We start from the raw sequence: 16,513 nt of genomic DNA on the forward strand, positions 1-16,513 counted from the left end.
TAATAAATTAAGGAGTGATTGGTATGAATAAAGCAGAGACGGAATATCCGGTTCAAAGCGGAAGCAACTTCTTCAAGGGCGTATTTATCGGAGGTTTGCTGGGGGCGGCGGCGGCGCTGCTGTTTGCGCCGAAGGCCGGACGCGAGCTGCGCGGGGATCTCTCCGACAAGCTGAGCGTCGTTACCGACAAGACGAAGGAAGTGGCCTCTGTCGTGACAGAAAAGGCAACGGATCTGGCCAAAACGGTATCGTCCAAGACGACCGATCTCGCCAAATCCGTCAATGAAAGCAAAAATACGATTATGGAAAGCGTCAAGCAGGCTTCGGCCGACGTGGCGGATGACATGAAGAGCGCATCCGGCGACGTTGCAGACGATGTCAAAAGCGCTTCGAAGGATGTCATGGACAAATCAGCCGATGCATCCAGCGATATCCGCCGGGAGCTTAATAAGACTTCTTACTAAGCTGCCGATTCACCCGATAGCCAGCTGACCAGCTGGCTATTTTCGTGCACAGGTCCGTGATCATTAAAGCCGGAATACCGGCTGAAGAAGGAAGGGATTCTGATGAGCAAAGCCAATCCTTATGACGTGGATGAACATCCTTTTGAGCTAAGGCACGAAGTGAAGAGGCTGAACAACCGCCTTGACCAGATTGCCGATTCCCTGGAGCGGTCCGAGCTTCAAGATATGATCGAGAACTATACAAACACCAAGAAGCGGCTGATCACCAACTTTACGGCCGGCTTGTCCCGCGGGCTTGGCCTGTCTCTTGGAACCTTTGTGGTGCTTGGCCTGCTCGGATACGTCTTAAGCTTGTTTGTCGATATGCCGGTGATCGGCCAATACATTGCCAACCTGCAGGACTACATCACCCAATACAAATCGCAGTAACGGATCGTTTCATGATCGTTTAAGGGATAAGAAGAACGTCAGTCGACGATTCATTTAAAAAGAAACGGATGGTTCCGGGGAATCCCGGGTCATCCGTTTTGGCGTTATGAAGGTGCCGGTTCTCCGTCCATCGCGAGGGTGACCGGTTCGATCTCCAGAAAGGCGCTCGTCTCAGCCGACTCCCTCTCCTTCAGGCAGATCAGGGCGCTCCGCAGACCGGCTTCGAGATCCGGGCCCGCCGCAGCCTTCGTTCTCAATAACGCGCCGGGCAGCACGATTTCGGAAAAGACGCGCCAAAGGCTCCTTCAGGCTGCCAGGGAACTCGGGTACAACGGGGCGGATGTCACGCCGAAGCTGTGCTTTATTATGTACGGACGCGTCCCCGACGCCCCCAGGTACATGTACGACCTCGCGACGATTGAGCAGGCGGCAAGCCGCCGCTGACCACCTTTTACGTCGCCCCTGCGAGCCGTGAGCTGGCGGTTAACCGGATGATCGAAATGATCCGCAGGAAGGATCTGGAGCCCCAAGTGACCTATTTGACCGAGATGGAGTGCTTTCCCGGAGAGACGGTTGCCGCGAACACGGCGAACACGAAGCTTTAAGCAATGACAAGCGTAAGGTCGGGACTGGTGTTCCGCCCATCGAAGTAGACAGCTATAGGAATAAACCAGGCAGCCTTAGTACGGTACTCCACCGGACTAAGGCTGTTTCATTTTAGGCGTTTCCTGTTTTCGTTCTATTCGATTACCATCGTATAGCATTCTCTCGATAAATCATTCTTGACTTAATCCAAAACAAACAAAGCCGGCGGCTGCCGGCTTACGTTACGTGAAATGCTCCCTTGAACGATGCCGCATGCAGAAAATGCCCCGTCACTCTGCCCGCTCTTCCCCATAAAGCTCCGTCAGGTGAGCAATGTGATTGACTCCCCAATCATTCATCGCCTGGAGCAATGGCGTCATGCGTTGGCCGTAGTCTGTAATGGAATATTCGACCCTTGGCGGGATCTCCTTATAGACCTCACGATGCACGATATCGTGATACTCCAGTTCCCTTAACTGTTGGGTCAGCATTTTCTTCGTGATGTCCGGGATCGATTTCTGAAGCTCGCTGAACCGCATCGTTCCATGGTTCAACAGACGGAGCAAAATCACGGGCTTCCATTTCCCGATCAGAATATCCAGCGCCGTTTCAAACTTACAATAAGTATTCACGCACATCCTCCTATCCCTTGATTGGTTTAAGGTATATTTTTCGATACTACGTTTATTTAAAGTGCCTACTTCCATCATCCCACCCTTACTCCCTATTATATATCCATGGTTAAAGACGAAACAGAGCCAGGATAAGGAGCAGTGAAGACATGAACGTTGTACTTTGGATTGTGCAAGGAATCTTGGGAGCCGGATTCCTATATTCCGGTTGGATGAAGGCGTTTCAGCATGAACAAGCGCGAACGGCCTGGCCGTGGGTTGGAGACGTACCTAAAACGCTCGTTTGGGGGATCGGATTGTTGGAATTGGCCGGGGTTCTCGGGGTGATTTTGCCTTTGGCCACGGGGATTACACCAAAATTAACACCGATCGCTGCACTCGGCCTGGCCGTGACTGTACTGCTCGGCGCCGCTTTCCATGTGAGTCGGAAGGAATATAAAGAGATTGGCATCAATATCGTGTTTCTGGTGCTGGCAATCATAGTCGTTATCGGCCGCTGGTAATGGCGTTAAATGAAAGATCCCCTCCTAGCATACGGCTGTGCGCTAACTCAGCACTTGTTTGCTTGCAGGGGATCTATCCGTCGTGCGGGATTCACCGATTAACTCGAGTCCTGTTTTTGATATTCGGCGGGATGCTAAATCTTCGATTTTTTGGATTTGACCTTGAGCAAATCGCCAGTCCATCCCTTCCGGTGCATCCAAAGGTACATGATGGCGGTGCTGAGGAACGTGATCAGCATGATCCCGACGAACCCCCATGGCACCTTGATGCCCGGCAGGTTCTCGAAGTTCATCCCCCAGATCGCGCCTGCTACGGTGGCCGGAGTAAAAATCGCCGTCAGGATCGTCAGCGTCTTCATGATTTCGTTGCCGCGGAACGCCGAAATGGCATCATCGATGGAGATCAGTGTATCAATCTCATCTTCGTAATGGCGGAACGCCCGGTCCATCCGCTCGATCCGGTGCAGGAGCTGCATGAACGGCCGGCTGTTCTCCAGCTTGTCCAAATACCCCTCTCTGGCAGCCGCTATCAGCTCCTGAAACGGCGTAAACAGATTGCTCCAATACAGCAAAGCAAACCGCGAGTTCAGGATTTTGTCCATCAAATACCGCTGGTTATCCATCTCCATCGCATGCTCCAGCTTGCGGAGGTTCGCTTCGAAATGATCCAGCCCGAGATGAAAATAGTGCAGAATCGTCCGGGCCAGCACGAACATGCCGTCTACCGCACTGTGGCATTGGTGCAGCATGGCCGTACGTTCTTCGGTAGCCATGATTTCGCGGGTATTCTGATCCAGGTTGATCGTAATCAGCTTGTCGCGCTGGACGTAAAAGTGAACCCGGTCTACATGACCGCTGTCCTCCACTTCCGCTTTGACCGAATAGGGCAGCGTGCCGAACATGACGGCATCCACGCCGTTAGGAAACCGGACGGACATATAGTTCTGTGCGATGTTCGGGATGACTTCCAGCCATTCCTCAATCAGGGGGCATGCCTCCTGCAGCTGCCTGAAGTCTTCCGATGACCAGTCCTCCACCACCAGATCATGCCATGTCCAGTGGCCTGCAAAAGATAATATATTGCTTGAAACCTCAGCCGCCATATGACCCCGCCTCCTCTATCTCACCATCCATATCTTTGTTCACCAAAAAGGACACGCCGTATATTCTCAAGGGAGAACTGGCGTGTCCTTACGAACTTCCGGTTGAGTCGAAACATAACATAAGCTTGTCCGTCATTGGTATGAATTAGACATGATTTCTTTCAGCTTTTCTGTTGCACGCTTCTGAATCCGCGAGACACTCATCTGGGAAACCCCCAGCTTCTGGGCGATTGAGCGCTGGGATTCACCATCCTGGAAGGCAAGCAGCAGCACTTTCTGTTCCTGTTCCTTCAGCTGGCTCATCGCCTGCTGGAGGTCCATCCGTTTTTCCACCGAATCATAGTCGTTGACGTCCGAACTGATCAGTTCACCGAGCGTTGCACCCGTTTCTTCCTGGGACAGCGGAGAGTCCAGTGAAACATAGTGGTAGCATTCGCGTCCTGCCAGGACCTCTACCGTTTCTTCCACCGAGAGATCCAGGAATTCGGCGATTTCGCGGACGTCCGGCGAGCGCTCCAGCTTGACGGTTAACTCATCAATAGCCTGCTGGACGAGTGCGCCTTTCTCTTTGATCCTTCTTGGAACCTGGATATACCAGGACTTATCCCGCAAAAAGTTTTTCATATGCCCGATCATGCTCTTCATGGCATACGGTTCAAACGGAATGCCCAAGCTGATGTCATACTGCTGCAGCAGCCGGATCAGAGCCATCTGGCCGACCTGGTACAAGTCCTCATAGAGGTCCGGGCGGTTACGGGCGATTTTACCCGCGGCCATCTTGACCATCGGTTCATATTTTTGGATAAGCACGGTGGCGATATCGTTGTCTTTCGTCTGCTGGTATTCCCAGATCAGACCGACCGCCTCGCTCATGGACTCGGGGGGAGTCACCTTATCATTCATACTTTCTCCTCACTTCTCATGAGCCGTTTGGTCATAACCACCTGGGTGCCGCGTCCGGCCTCATTATCTACCATCACATCGTCCATGAGCGCCTCCATCAAGTAGAAGCCGAGTCCCCCGATTTCCACATCATGAAGGTCTTTGTCATGCAATGTCACGGTGTTTTCGGTACGGTTCATCCGGTCAAAGCTCTCCCCGTCGTCCTTGACCTTGATGGACAATTGGTCATTGCCGATTTCGAACGTTACTTCCACCATGCCGCCTTCCTGACCATAAGCATACAAAACGGAGTTGTTACAAGCTTCCGATACGGCTACCTTCATATCTTCAATGTCCTCATAAGAAAAACCCATCTTCGATGCGATTCCATACAAGTTCAATCTTACGATATCTACAAAATCAGCATTGGCCGGTAATGTTATCACGACTTTTTGAACTTCAGCATTCATACTGTCTTCGATCCTTTCCTATTGGGAATTCCTACTGGCGGCAAAAAACTTCGCAATACCCGTCATGTCAAACAGCCTTTGGATTTGGGAAGGAACCTCTTCCACGACAAAACGGGCATCCATCCCATGTCTGGCCTTCAATATGGACAATAGAATGCCGATCCCTGTGCTATCGATATATTTCAGATCCTTCAAGTTAATCACTAGATCGATCTCGGAATCCCCAACAAGCGGTTCCATGACAAGCCTGAAGTCGGGCGCCACCGATAAATCCAGTTCCCCGCTCAAGTAGACCGTGCAGGAACCTTCATGGCGTTCTGTCGTTGCATTGAATTTTTCGTTCTTATTCGTATTCATAGACATTCTCTCCCGAATTTTTTGTTTTTCTTGTATAAGAACAGTTAACCCTAAACTCCCCTGTTTGAATCAGCTTGTACGCAAGCTTATGCCTGGCAATAATTGGACCCCGTCACATGGAGTTGGCATCGGAGGTCTGCAAGCCTTTGCTTTGTGCAGGCACGGGATGCTTCATCAGAATCTCCTTCACCGATTTCATATTGACCGGCTTGCTGATATAATCGTCCATCCCGGCTTCCCTGCACCGGCTTCGGATGCCTTCCATCACATTGGCGGTCATGGCGATGATAACCGGCCGGTATCCCTGAGGCTGCATCTCGCGGATGAGGGCCGTGGCCTCCAGACCGTCCATGACCGGCATTTGCAAATCCATGAAGATCAGCCGGTACACCGGATTGGCGCGGATTTTATCCACCGCCTGCCGCCCGTCCTCGGCCACTTCTGCTCTCAATCCCAGCTTGCCCAGCATGCTCACCATCAGCTTCTGGTTGACCGGATGGTCGTCTACCACGAGGATCAGCGGTTCTTCGTCTTTTGCAGACGGCAGGGAAACAAGCAGGTCGTCGCCCATGCCCATCATGCCGTCATCCGATTCAGGCTCGCTCGTCCGGATCGTAAAGATAAATGTGGCGCCCTTCTCCTCGGTCGATTCCACGTTAATGCTGCCGCCCATCATTTCAACGAGCGATTTGCAGATGGCCAGTCCCAGCCCCGTGCCACCGTATTTCCGGGTCATCGAAGAATCCAGCTGGGAGAACGGCTGGAACAAGCGGTTTTGCTTATCCGGCGTAATGCCGATACCGGTATCCTTTACCGCAAATTCGATCATGAGGCTGCCGTCTTCGGCTCTTTCCCGTAGTGACACCATCAGATAAACTCCGCCCTGATGCGTAAACTTCACCGCATTGGAGATCAGATTGATCAGCACCTGACGCAGGCGGGCCATATCCCCGTAAATGATGGGCGGGATGGCTTCATCGATAAAGTACACCAGCTCCAGGTCCTTTTTCCCTGCTTCCATAGAAAAGAGGCTGAATACTTCCTTGATGCAGTTTTGCAGCTCAAACGGATGCTCCTCCATCTCCATTTTCCCGGATTCCATCTTGGTAAAATCGAGGATGTCGTTGATCACCGTGACCAGTGCGTCGGCGCTCTTGCGGATGATCTCCGTATATTCCAGCTGCTCTTCCTTAAGCTCGGTTTCCATCAGCAGATCCACCATACCGATCACGCCGTTCATCGGCGTGCGGATTTCATGGCTCATCATCGCCAAAAATTCAGTTTTGGCCTTGGCCGCGATTTCAGCTGCCTCTTTGGCTTTAATGAGCTCCTGATTGGCTTTTTCCAGCTCCTGCGTTTTTTGCTGCAGCAGCATGGACTGGGTTTTATGCTTTTTGTTGGTCAAGTACATTTCCACAAAGCCTTCAATCTTGGACTTCAGGATTTGCGGGATAAACGGCTTCACCATATAATCAATCGCACCGGCTGAATAACCTGCGAATAAATGCTCGGCTTCTTTACTGTTCGCGGAAATGAAGATGATCGGAATGTCCTTCGTTTTATCCCTTGCCTTGATCAATTTGGCTGTTTCAATCCCGTCCATACCTGGCATTTGAACATCCAGTATGATCACAGCAAACTCATCCTTCAGCAGGCACCGGAGCGCTTCCTCACCGGAGGTAGCCTTCACAAGATTATATTGCTCACTCTCCAGCACTGCTTCAAGGGCGAGTAAGTTCTCCGGACGGTCATCAACCAGCAGAATATGAATCGGTTCTTGAGACCCCATGGAATCCTCCCACTTCTCTAGTTAATCTTCCTGTAGATTTTCTCCACACGATCCAGCGGTTCGTAAGAATCACTGTATTCCGTAAACTGTATCGACTCTTTTGCTCCAAGAACCAAAATTCCGAAACGGCTTAAGCTTTCATAAAACAGGCCGTGGACATGATCCCTGAGCGTGTCGTTAAAGTAGATCATCACATTACGGCAAAATATAACGTTAAACTCGTTGAAGGAGCGGTCCGTTGCCAGATTATGCTCCGCAAAGATCATATTTTTGCTTAGAAAGGGCTGGAAAATCACCGAGTTATACTTAGCGGTATAATACTCGGAAAAGGAACGGGTTCCGCCCGCCTCAATGTAATTTTTCGTATACAACTTCATTTTCTCAATCCCGAAGATCCCCTGCTTCGCCTGCTCCAGGGAACGGTCGTTCATATCCGTGGCGTAAATCCTCGCCTTGTCCAGAAGTCCCTCTTCATGCAGCAGAATCGCCATGGAGTAGACCTCTTCTCCGGTGGAGCAGCCTGCATGCCAGATGCGGATATACGGATAGGTTCTCAGCAGGGGGACGATCTTTTTTCGAAAAGTCAGAAAGAGGTTCGGATCGCGAAACATCTCTGTGACGGGAATCGACAGATTATGAACCAGCCGCTCAAAAACAGGCCGGTGATGCAGCACCTTCTCCTGCAGCTGGGAAATATTGCTTAAACTTTCCGCGCGTATAAAATGCCATATCCGGCGCCGGAGCGACGGAATCGCATAATTGCGGAAATCGTAACCATATAAACGGTGAATGCCTTCCAGAAGAAGCTCAAGCTCGATATCTTCCCGTTCCGTCTCATCCTTTACGGGGATGTCCTGATCTGTATGCCCCAAATCCATTCTCTTTCCTCCTGCTTACGTTTGCTTCAATGATGAAAATGTAATGCTATTACCTATTACCCCGTTATTGCCCTTACGAATACAACCAAACCCTCATCAAGGATAATAACTGTTCCGTTTGGATCGGCTTCTTCACGTAATCGGAAGCACCGGCCTCGATACACTTGGAGCGGTCTTCTTTCATCGCCTTGGCGGTCAAGGCAATAATCGGAAGCTTATGGAACTGAGGTATCTGGCGAATCTGCCGCATCGCCTCATAGCCGTCCATCTCCGGCATCATCATATCCATCAGCACCAAATCGAACGGCTGGCCTCCGGTCAGGATATCGATCGCCTCGCGTCCGTTCTCGGCGAAGGTCACCTCCATGCCATAATTCTCCAGGACGCTCGATAGCGCAAAGACGTTCCGGATATCGTCGTCGACGAGGAGGATTTTCTTCCCTTCAAACAGCGCTTCCCTGTTATGAAGCTTCTGCAAAATTTGACGCTTGTCCTCAGGCAGATTGGCTTCCACCCGGTGCAGGAACAAGGTAGTTTCGTCCAGAAGGCGCTCAGGCGATTTTACGTCCTTGATAATAATGGACTCGGTGTATTGGCGCAGGCGCATTTCTTCCTTGCTGTCGAGATCTTTGCCGGTGTACACAATGATCGGAAGGTAGCCCAGGTTCTCGTCCTGCTGGATCTGATCCAGCAGCTCGAAGCCGGTCATATCGCTCAGCATCAAATCGAGCACCATGCTGTCGTAGCGTTTCTTCCGCAGCTCGCTGAGCGCCTCCTTGCCGGTGGACACAGCGGTGATGGCCACGTCATCGTGATCGATAAGCTCAATAATCGAACGGCGCTGGATGTCATCGTCCTCAACGATGAGGAGATGCTTCAGCGACTGCTCGGTATACGACTCAATATGTGAGAAGGCATGCTCCAGGGACGCTTTGGTCGAAGGCTTCTTCAAGTAGGCGATAGCCCCCATTTTCAGCCCTTGCTTCACTTCATCCGATACCGAAATGATGTGAACCGGGATATGACGGGTTGCCGAATCCCCTTTCAGCTCGCCCAGGATCGCCCAGCCATCCATGACCGGAAGCTGGATGTCCAGGATGATCGCATCCGGCAGGTAAGTCTTCGCCATATCGAGGCCGATATCGCCCTGCATCGCCACGAGGGCCTTAAAGCCTCTCCCCCGCGCCATATCCATCAGAATACGGGCAAATTTGATGTCATCCTCAATGATGAGCAGTACCTTATCTTTATCGGCAATCCGCTCGCGGTCGTCTTCCAGAGGCTCCGCCGCGTTGATGGCGGATTCCTCTTCATCCATCATGTTCTGCGCCGGCTTGGGCAGCATCAGCTCGCTGGAAACGGCAGCCTCGTCCTGAGCGGAAGAAGACGCCTCCGGCTTCTCCTCCGTGACCGGCAGATACAGCGTAAAGCAGCTGCCATGCCCTTCGACCGATTCGACTTCGATGCCCCCGCCAAGCAGGCGGGACAGCTCACGGCTGATGGAAAGACCAAGTCCGGTACCGCCATACTTGCGGCTGGTCGTACCGTCCACCTGCTGGAACGCCTCAAAGATCAGGTCGGTCTTATCTTTCGGTATGCCGATGCCCGTATCCTTGACGGCCGCCGCGATATATTCCTTGTTCCGGTCCAGATAAGCCGGCAGGGCTTCCGGATCCGCCCGGCGGACCGTGAACACGACCGAACCCTGGCTGGTGAATTTAAAGGCATTGGACAACAGGTTGCGCAGGATCTGCTTGACCCGGTGTCCGTCGGTAACGACGGAATCCGGCACATCGTTGTCCACGTGAACGTGGAGCGCAACCTGCTTCGAATTGGCCAGCGGCTTGAAATTCTGGTTGACGAAGCTCTGCCATTCCTCGATCGGCACGGTTTCGGAGTTGATCTCCATTTTGCCGGCATCGACTTTGGACAAATCCAGAATTTCGTCGATCATCTTGAGCAGATCGGCGCCCGACATGTAGATCGTATGAGCGTATTCCTTCTGCTTATCGCTCAGGTTTCCTTCCTTATTCTCGGACAGGAGCTGCGACAGGATCAGCAGACTGTTGAGCGGCGTGCGGAGCTCGTGGGACATATTCGCCAGGAACTCCGACTTGTATTTGCTGGTCACCGCCAGCTGCATCGCCTGCTGCTCCAGTCTGGCCTTCGCATCTTCAACCTCGATGTTCTTCTCTTCAAGCTGCTGCATCTGCTCTTCCAGCGCACGCGTCTTGCCGATCAGCTCGGTATTGTAATGCTCGAGCTCCTCCTGCTGGCGCTGCAGCAAATCCTCGGAGCGCTTGAGCGCTTCGGTCTGCTCTTCCAGATTTTCGTTGGAGCGGCGCAGCTCCTCCTGCTGGGTTTGCAGCTCCTCGGATTGGCACTGCAGCTCCTCGGTCAGCGCCTGCGATTCACGCAGAAGCTCCTCGACGCGAACCCGGCGGTTAATGTTATTAATAATGACGCCCAGACTCACGGTGAGTTGGGACAAGAGCTGTCTGGCCAGCTCGCTGAACGGTTCGAACGACGCCATTTCAACGACGCCGAGCAGCTCGTCTTCAAACACGACCGGATAGATCAGCAGATGAGCCGGCTTTGCCGAACCAAAAGCCGAGTCCACTGACAGGTAGTCTTCCGGCAGCTCGGTGATAATCGGCTTGCGGTCCAAAGCGCTCTGCCCGACCAGCCCTTCTCCGATTTCAACTCTGCCTCTCGGCGAGCGTTCTCCCTGGCCGGCGTATGTTCCGCTAAGAGACAGCATATTCGGATTTTTATCATCGTCCTGAATATAAATAGCTCCGTAAGCGGCGCCCAGCACCGGCGTAAACTCGCTGATGAACATTTGAGACACCTGCTGGCTGGAATTGATGCCGCGAAGAAGCTCGGTAACCCGGCTCGCATTGGAATTAAGCCAGTTCTGGTCCTTCTGGGCCTGGAGGTAGTTCTGCTCCAGCTCCTGCTTCTCTTCCAGGTCTTCGGCGATCTCCTTGAACACATGGGCCACCTGGCCGATTTCATCTCTTGAGGTCACCTTAATCCGGCGGATGGCCTGGATCCGGCCTTTGGCAAAGCTGTTGATCATCATGTTCACGACGCCGAGTCCCCTTGTGATGGTGGAGATGACCCACAGGATAACGGCAAGTCCAAGCAGCAGACCGGCAATCATAATGGCGGTCGTGATTTGAACGGACCGGTTGTAGGCCGTTTTGGCATTACTGATCTGCTGATCGACCAGCAGGTCCTGGTATTCGGCCAGTGCGTTGATGCTGTCTATCGCTTCCTGCTGGATCGGGGTTCCGCTCTCATTTCGATAGGTGTTGGCCTCCTCTATCATCCCTTTGGATAACAAGGTGGACTGCTTATTGATATATTCCTTGTAATCCGACCACGCCTTCTGAACGCGGTTCAGCATTTGTTTTTCCTCAGGAGAGGTGGTGGTTGCATTCAGCTTCTGCAAATTTTTTTCGCCCTTGGCGATCATATCGTTGATCTGGGAATTGCTGTTATCTGTCGCCACGCTGTGATTCAGCATCATGCTCATTACGAACCTGGACATATCGTTCACTTCGCTCCGGACCCCGCTGGAATACCGCACTTTCAAATACCGGTCCTCATAGATACGATCCATTTGCTTGTTCATATAATTCATGCGGTCGTAGCCGACCACCGTCAAAGCAATCAAAATGAGCATGAGCGAACCGAAGCCGATCACCAGCTTAGTCTTCAGTTTCATTCTTCATTCGCTCCCTCTTTTAACGAAATCCAGACGAGACATTTATCGTCTTCCCGCTCCTGGGTTCCGTTGTCTTCAAAAAATGCCTGGTACATCTTCTCTTCATTCCATTCATGCGAATGCTTCAGGTGGCTGACCAAAAAGTCGATTTGTTCGTCATGATCGCCCTTGACCAGCTCCAGCAAACCGTCGGTGTACAGCGCAATATGGCCTTCCCCTTCGTAAGACAAGGTCTGCGGATCGATGTCCATCTTGTCGAATAGGCCGACCGGACAGCATGCCTGGTCAAGCAGCAGCATGTCTCCGTTCTGTTGGAAAAATAAAGCCGGGGGATGCCCGGCGTTGACGTAGTCAATCCGTTTCATCGAGGTATCAACAACTAAATAAATCGCCGTAAAATAATATTGGACAAGCTGATTTTCGATGTGAAGCTGGTTGAACCGGCGGTTCAGCTCCTGGATCACTTTCTCCGGCTCCACATAGGTCGTTACCGTATCCTTCAGGACCGACGCGATGAACATCGTAAACAGGGACGACGAGATGCCATGGCCCATCATATCCAAAAGAATGACACCGTAACGGCCGTTGCCGAGGGAATACCAGGCATACAGATCACCGGCAAGCTCGGCGGAAGGCTGATAAATGGCGTGGACCTCAAACAGCTCGTCCTCAATAGCGGGACTCAGCACCGCGTTCTGAACAAGCGCAGCCAATCTCAGCTCCTCCTGAATCCGCTGATCGCGCTCCTTATGCCAGTCCTTCTCATGTTTGAGACGGAGTGCCAGGCGGATCCGGGCCATCAGCTCCACTTTGTTGATCGGTTTGGTCACATAGTCGACCGCTCCGGCATCCAGCGCCTCGGCTAACTTTTTGGAATCTCCCACCGCCGTGACCATGATGATCGGAATATCCTTGAGATGCTCGTTTTTCTGGATCACCTGACAGGCCTCGATCCCATCCATTTCAGGCATCATCATATCGAGCAAAATCAAGTCAAAATCGGACGCCTTCGGCTGACCCTCTTTGGCATAGCCTTCCGCTCCCAAAATTTCAAACATTTCTCTTGCCGATGAGGCTTTATCGATATCCCGGTAGTTTTCTTTCTTTAAAATCTCCCGGATGATTATGACGTTAGTCGGATTGTCATCAACAATTAATATTCTCATAACCCTCTCCTTACGATCCTATGAAATTGTTGAAATCTCTATTTATATACTATATACCATACCGTGTGAATATTTCAGCATCTAAGGTCTATCAGTCGTTGGAACTTGGGGCATGATATCCCACTTGTTCCAAAAACATAGATAAGGAATGGGAAGCGTTATCCCATTCCTTATCTATGTTTTTGACATGCTCTGTATGCGGGAAATACCGGCCTCATGCCTTTTTGGCAACTACCAGCACCTTGCCCAGATCCAGTTCCTTTTCATAAAATTGAGCCTCAGCCTCTGTGAAGCCCAGCGACGTAATTTTGGCCCGGAGCTCATCTCCGCGTGAACGGAACAGATTAGCAAGAGCATCAAACATGCCTTCTTCTTTAATGCCAACTTCACTTGCCCCTGCCGTGTCCGCAATCCGGTCGGTCCGGTCGCCGTCATGGGCCAGTACGAAAATATCATCGTACACATAACCGGCGCTGCGCAGCTGATTGACTTCTTCCACCGCTTGGACGCCGTTTTCCACAACTTTCGCAAATGATTTGGTATTGGTTGATGAATTCATCGTTCTCACTCTCCTATTCTTTGTTGATCCCGTACATGTTCTAATTAACCTCTGCGGGTTTAGTTGAAACGCCGTTTCCAGGAAACGGCAGGTTATTCACTCGCTTGGTCAAAAAAGTCAACTCCCGCGAGCCTTCCCGTTTCCGGATCCGTGTAAACCTTGACGGCATGGTGTCCGCGAAGGTAGACGTCACCATCCTCCGCACGGAACTGCGGCTGCCCTAAAGCACCGGTAACCCGGTATTTGCTCAAAGGGATCCAGGAACCGTTGATTTGCATCTTCCCTGCAGCCGCTCCCACATGAACGTAGTCCACGATGCCGTCGCAGAGCACGACCGCCGCATCCTGGTAGACGTAAGCCGAGCAGCCCGTGAACGGATCGGGCGTCACTTTCAGCGGCTTGCCCTTGTGAGCGAGGACCTCCTGCTTGGTATCGTTCAGGGAAACCCCGTTCATCGTATCAAACGCGGTAAAGCGATCAGAGGTTTGCTGAACGGTCTGCCGGACAGCCTGGACATTCGCCGTATGGCCCGGGTCAGGCTGGGCAGCGGACACGAAGGACAAGGGTGACAGCATTCCAAGCAGCAGCGTAATCATTTTCAACATGATTCTCATCCTTTCTGTTGTCAATGGATCCAGCCTGAGCCATAGGTCCTACCGGCGCAGTCTTTGCCAGACCGTCGCGGCGGTGTCGATCCACTTCACCACGTTAGCCGCAGGCTTGGCCTTTGCTCCCGTTTCATATACAGCCGAATAGGACTCAAACGTGCGCTCCTCCGGCGTCGACGCGGAGGCAAGCATGTGCCGCGGACGGGATTCTACCTGGTGCTTGGGCTGCTTAAACTTGTGAATCAAGGTTGTGGAAGCCTGTTTCGCAGCCAGGGTTAACTCGCTGAGCACTTCACCCAAATTTTTCACCGAATTCATGACCGGATCAATCTGTTTCATCTTATGCTCGACATCCGCCGTAATATCGTTGGCGTGCCGGACGATTTGCTTGATCTCATAGCTGAGTTCGTCGATCGTCTGCTGAACCTCCTGCAGAGTTTGCGTCGTCTTCTCGAGCGAACTCTTTGCGGCCAGCAGCGTTTTAATGAGATAAACGACCAGAACCGCAAAAGCGACCGCGATTAACGCGACACTGAGCGACATAATCATGTGCATAACCTCTCTTTCTTGTCTCTTCAAGATGCCTTCCATGCTTCCTGTAAGGCTCACTTAAGCGTTAGTTACCCTATCGCCCAAATGACGAAACAGCGCCGTTTTTTACCAAAGTCAGGGCTTGTTTCATTCCCCTTGGGCCCGGTTAAGTATGACTACGAGGGTGAACGGGACCCGCTGGTTTATCGGCGTATGTCCAGTCATTTATCGCCCAAACTCTACAGGAAAGAAAGGTGAGCAAGATGTTGAAATGGTCGATTATTTTCTTAATTATTGCGATCGTCGCCGGAATCTTCGGATTCTTCGGAATCGTATCTGCGGCGGCTACGATTGCCAAGGTACTGTTCTTCATTTTCCTGGTTCTCTTTATCATCTCCCTGTTTACCGGCCGCAGCCGAACGCCTTAACGGTATAAGGGCAGCTGATACGAGAAGACGAACAAGCCAAAAGAGATAAGAAAAAGGTTAGAATGAGCAAAAAAACCAAGCGGTCCTTCGGATAGAAGGCGCTTGGTTTTTTTAATGCCCGCAATCTTTTGTTTCATTAAAAGAGCGACGGCAGATCCAGCCAGTTCAGCTTGAACGTCAGCTTAACGCCGTCATCCAAGAACTGAACATCGTCCACTCTAAGGATGTCCGGCAAGTGCTCCTTGAGCGGCACGGAAAGGGTGCCTAGCCCCCAGGTCTCCGCCGGGACGCGGATCGACTTGATCCTCGTGGATTCATGCTTCAGCACAATGACGCTGCCGTCGGCATCCATCGTGAAGGTCAGCTCAGCACCAAAAGGGATAAACTCCCACTTGCCGTTAATATCCGCCGTAACCTCCTGCCCATGGAACTGGAACTCGGCTCCGGTAACGGTAACCTGCGGGGGCATATCACCCATGTGCTTGATGAGCTCTTTCTTAGCCAGCTCGTTCAACTCTTCGTTGTTCAGCGTAATTTCCGGTTTCTTCGTCTTCAGCATCTGCATCGCTTTATCCTGGATATTCAGATCCGTATAATTCAAATTCAGCTTGCGGTCCGGAGCGATGTACCAGATCAGCACGCCGGCGGCGATAATGACCAAGATGATGATCGTTATAATGAACCGAAACAAAAACTTCCCTAGGCGCATGTCCGCCCCCTTTCTGCCGAAAAGCAAGTTCACTCCACCATTCGGCGCATTTCTAAAGTTTTATTTTTGGCCTACTTCAAAAGCAGGCAGCCGGGATATTTGGTACCATCCACCCTGACGCTTCTACCATATTTATGGTAAACTAAAACAATCTTTTTTTCTACGATACTAGATAACTTGGTTCATTTGTCTTTAAGAGGGTTATTTGGATAGTGTAGAAGCATACTATTCCAAGGAGGAACACAGTCTATGAAAAAAATCATCACTATTGCAGCAGCACTCGGATTAATGGCTTCCATGGGAACCGCAGCGTTCGCGGACAGCGCATCCACAACGTCTACAACGAACAGCACTCCGTCCACCACGACTTCGGCCACAGGCTCGTCGGAGACCGTTGCCGAACCTACCAAGCTGGTACCTGAGCCGATCATCTCGGCAGGAGAAGAAGTAACGAATCCTACGGTGCCTCTCATCCTGACGGTAAATACACCGTTCTACTTTGAGCCCGGCGGTAAAGTCGCAAGCGTCCTTGCTCCGCAAGTCGTTGACACTACGGGCAACCGCGTTGGATCGCTCCTCGGCGAGTGGGTGGAAGTGTACACGTGGCTCGGAACGGCCTGGATTCTCGTAAAATAAGACATCCAAAAAGCAACATGCCAGTACTAGAAAGAACTAAGGAGTTTTACT

Annotated in this window: 19 protein-coding genes; 6 read left to right on the forward strand and 13 right to left on the reverse strand. The window is 51.7% G+C overall.

Annotated features, from left to right (window positions below; translation table 11 throughout):
* Window positions 1-23 precede the first annotated feature (23 nt).
* From K2F33_RS03095 to K2F33_RS03105, 3 genes are all read left to right on the forward strand, one after another.
* A complete protein-coding gene (locus K2F33_RS03095) occupies window positions 24-464 on the forward strand; it encodes a YtxH domain-containing protein (RefSeq protein ID WP_089549860.1) in 441 nt (146 codons plus the stop codon).
* A 102-nt stretch (window positions 465-566) separates the two neighbouring features.
* Window positions 567-893, forward strand: a complete 327-nt coding sequence (locus K2F33_RS03100; protein ID WP_076176078.1) for a DUF5665 domain-containing protein — start codon at window positions 567-569, stop codon at window positions 891-893.
* Between the two features lie 138 nt (window positions 894-1,031).
* Window positions 1,032-1,337 carry a helix-turn-helix domain-containing protein gene (locus K2F33_RS03105; protein ID WP_208629396.1) on the forward strand — a complete coding sequence of 102 codons (306 nt, stop codon included), beginning with the start codon at window positions 1,032-1,034 and terminating at the stop codon, window positions 1,335-1,337.
* A gap of 431 nt (window positions 1,338-1,768) precedes the next feature.
* Here the strand turns inward: K2F33_RS03105 and K2F33_RS03110 are convergent, their stop codons facing one another.
* Window positions 1,769-2,110: a winged helix-turn-helix transcriptional regulator gene (locus K2F33_RS03110; protein ID WP_263880971.1), complete on the reverse strand. Its 342-nt coding sequence runs from the start codon at window positions 2,108-2,110 to the stop codon at window positions 1,769-1,771.
* Window positions 2,111-2,259: 149 nt separating this feature from the next.
* On the opposite strand from K2F33_RS03110, the gene K2F33_RS03115 reads away from it, so the two are divergent.
* Window positions 2,260-2,613: a DoxX family protein gene (locus K2F33_RS03115; RefSeq protein WP_263880972.1), complete on the forward strand. Its 354-nt coding sequence runs from the start codon at window positions 2,260-2,262 to the stop codon at window positions 2,611-2,613.
* Between the two features lie 134 nt (window positions 2,614-2,747).
* Here K2F33_RS03115 and K2F33_RS03120 read toward each other — a convergent pair whose 3' ends face one another.
* The 11 genes from K2F33_RS03120 to K2F33_RS03170 all read right to left on the reverse strand — a co-directional run bounded on the left by K2F33_RS03120 (window position 2,748) and on the right by K2F33_RS03170 (window position 14,707).
* Window positions 2,748-3,716 (reverse strand): magnesium transporter CorA family protein, encoded by a 969-nt coding sequence (locus K2F33_RS03120; RefSeq protein WP_263880973.1) that lies wholly within the window; start codon window positions 3,714-3,716, stop codon window positions 2,748-2,750.
* Between the two features lie 132 nt (window positions 3,717-3,848).
* On the reverse strand, window positions 3,849-4,619 hold the full coding sequence (locus tag K2F33_RS03125) for a sigma-70 family RNA polymerase sigma factor (RefSeq protein WP_076176089.1): 771 nt from the start codon (window positions 4,617-4,619) through the stop codon (window positions 3,849-3,851).
* On the reverse strand, window positions 4,616-5,068 hold the full coding sequence (rsbW, locus tag K2F33_RS03130; protein WP_076176092.1) for an anti-sigma B factor RsbW: 453 nt from the start codon (window positions 5,066-5,068) through the stop codon (window positions 4,616-4,618). The genes K2F33_RS03125 and rsbW overlap by 4 nt, the downstream gene beginning before the upstream one ends.
* Before the next feature lie 18 nt (window positions 5,069-5,086).
* The gene (locus K2F33_RS03135; protein WP_076176095.1) at window positions 5,087-5,425 is read right to left on the reverse strand and encodes an STAS domain-containing protein; all 339 of its coding nucleotides are present in this window, start codon (window positions 5,423-5,425) and stop codon (window positions 5,087-5,089) included.
* A gap of 112 nt (window positions 5,426-5,537) precedes the next feature.
* Window positions 5,538-7,214, reverse strand: a complete 1,677-nt coding sequence (locus K2F33_RS03140) for a response regulator (protein ID WP_263880976.1) — start codon at window positions 7,212-7,214, stop codon at window positions 5,538-5,540.
* A 17-nt stretch (window positions 7,215-7,231) separates the two neighbouring features.
* On the reverse strand, window positions 7,232-8,092 hold the full coding sequence (locus K2F33_RS03145) for a CheR family methyltransferase (protein WP_076176101.1): 861 nt from the start codon (window positions 8,090-8,092) through the stop codon (window positions 7,232-7,234).
* 73 nt (window positions 8,093-8,165) lie between these two features.
* Entirely contained in the window at window positions 8,166-11,825 is a 3,660-nt protein-coding gene (locus K2F33_RS03150) for a response regulator (RefSeq protein WP_263880977.1), read from the reverse strand.
* Window positions 11,822-12,991: a PP2C family protein-serine/threonine phosphatase gene (locus K2F33_RS03155; protein WP_263880978.1), complete on the reverse strand. Its 1,170-nt coding sequence runs from the start codon at window positions 12,989-12,991 to the stop codon at window positions 11,822-11,824. Before K2F33_RS03155 ends, K2F33_RS03150 begins: the two co-directional genes overlap by 4 nt.
* A 214-nt stretch (window positions 12,992-13,205) precedes the next feature.
* A complete protein-coding gene (locus K2F33_RS03160; protein WP_076176109.1) occupies window positions 13,206-13,550 on the reverse strand; it encodes a YflT domain-containing protein in 345 nt (114 codons plus the stop codon).
* A 92-nt stretch (window positions 13,551-13,642) separates the two neighbouring features.
* A complete protein-coding gene (locus K2F33_RS03165) occupies window positions 13,643-14,155 on the reverse strand; it encodes a hypothetical protein (RefSeq protein WP_263880979.1) in 513 nt (170 codons plus the stop codon).
* A gap of 48 nt (window positions 14,156-14,203) precedes the next feature.
* Complete coding sequence (locus tag K2F33_RS03170; RefSeq protein WP_076176265.1) at window positions 14,204-14,707, reverse strand: DUF948 domain-containing protein; 504 nt, start codon at window positions 14,705-14,707, stop codon at window positions 14,204-14,206.
* A 245-nt stretch (window positions 14,708-14,952) separates the two neighbouring features.
* On the opposite strand from K2F33_RS03170, the gene K2F33_RS03175 reads away from it, so the two are divergent.
* Window positions 14,953-15,117 (forward strand): DUF1328 domain-containing protein, encoded by a 165-nt coding sequence (locus K2F33_RS03175; RefSeq protein WP_076176112.1) that lies wholly within the window; start codon window positions 14,953-14,955, stop codon window positions 15,115-15,117.
* A 136-nt stretch (window positions 15,118-15,253) separates the two neighbouring features.
* Here the strand turns inward: K2F33_RS03175 and K2F33_RS03180 are convergent, their stop codons facing one another.
* Window positions 15,254-15,826 carry a hypothetical protein gene (locus K2F33_RS03180; protein ID WP_212986090.1) on the reverse strand — a complete coding sequence of 191 codons (573 nt, stop codon included), beginning with the start codon at window positions 15,824-15,826 and terminating at the stop codon, window positions 15,254-15,256.
* A gap of 249 nt (window positions 15,827-16,075) precedes the next feature.
* On the opposite strand from K2F33_RS03180, the gene K2F33_RS03185 reads away from it, so the two are divergent.
* Entirely contained in the window at window positions 16,076-16,462 is a 387-nt protein-coding gene (locus K2F33_RS03185; protein WP_163883003.1) for a hypothetical protein, read from the forward strand.
* Window positions 16,463-16,513: the final 51 nt, after the last annotated feature.

This window comes from Paenibacillus sp. PSB04 (assembly GCF_025809195.1).
GTDB classification, from domain to species: domain Bacteria; phylum Bacillota; class Bacilli; order Paenibacillales; family Paenibacillaceae; genus Paenibacillus_AQ; species Paenibacillus_AQ favisporus.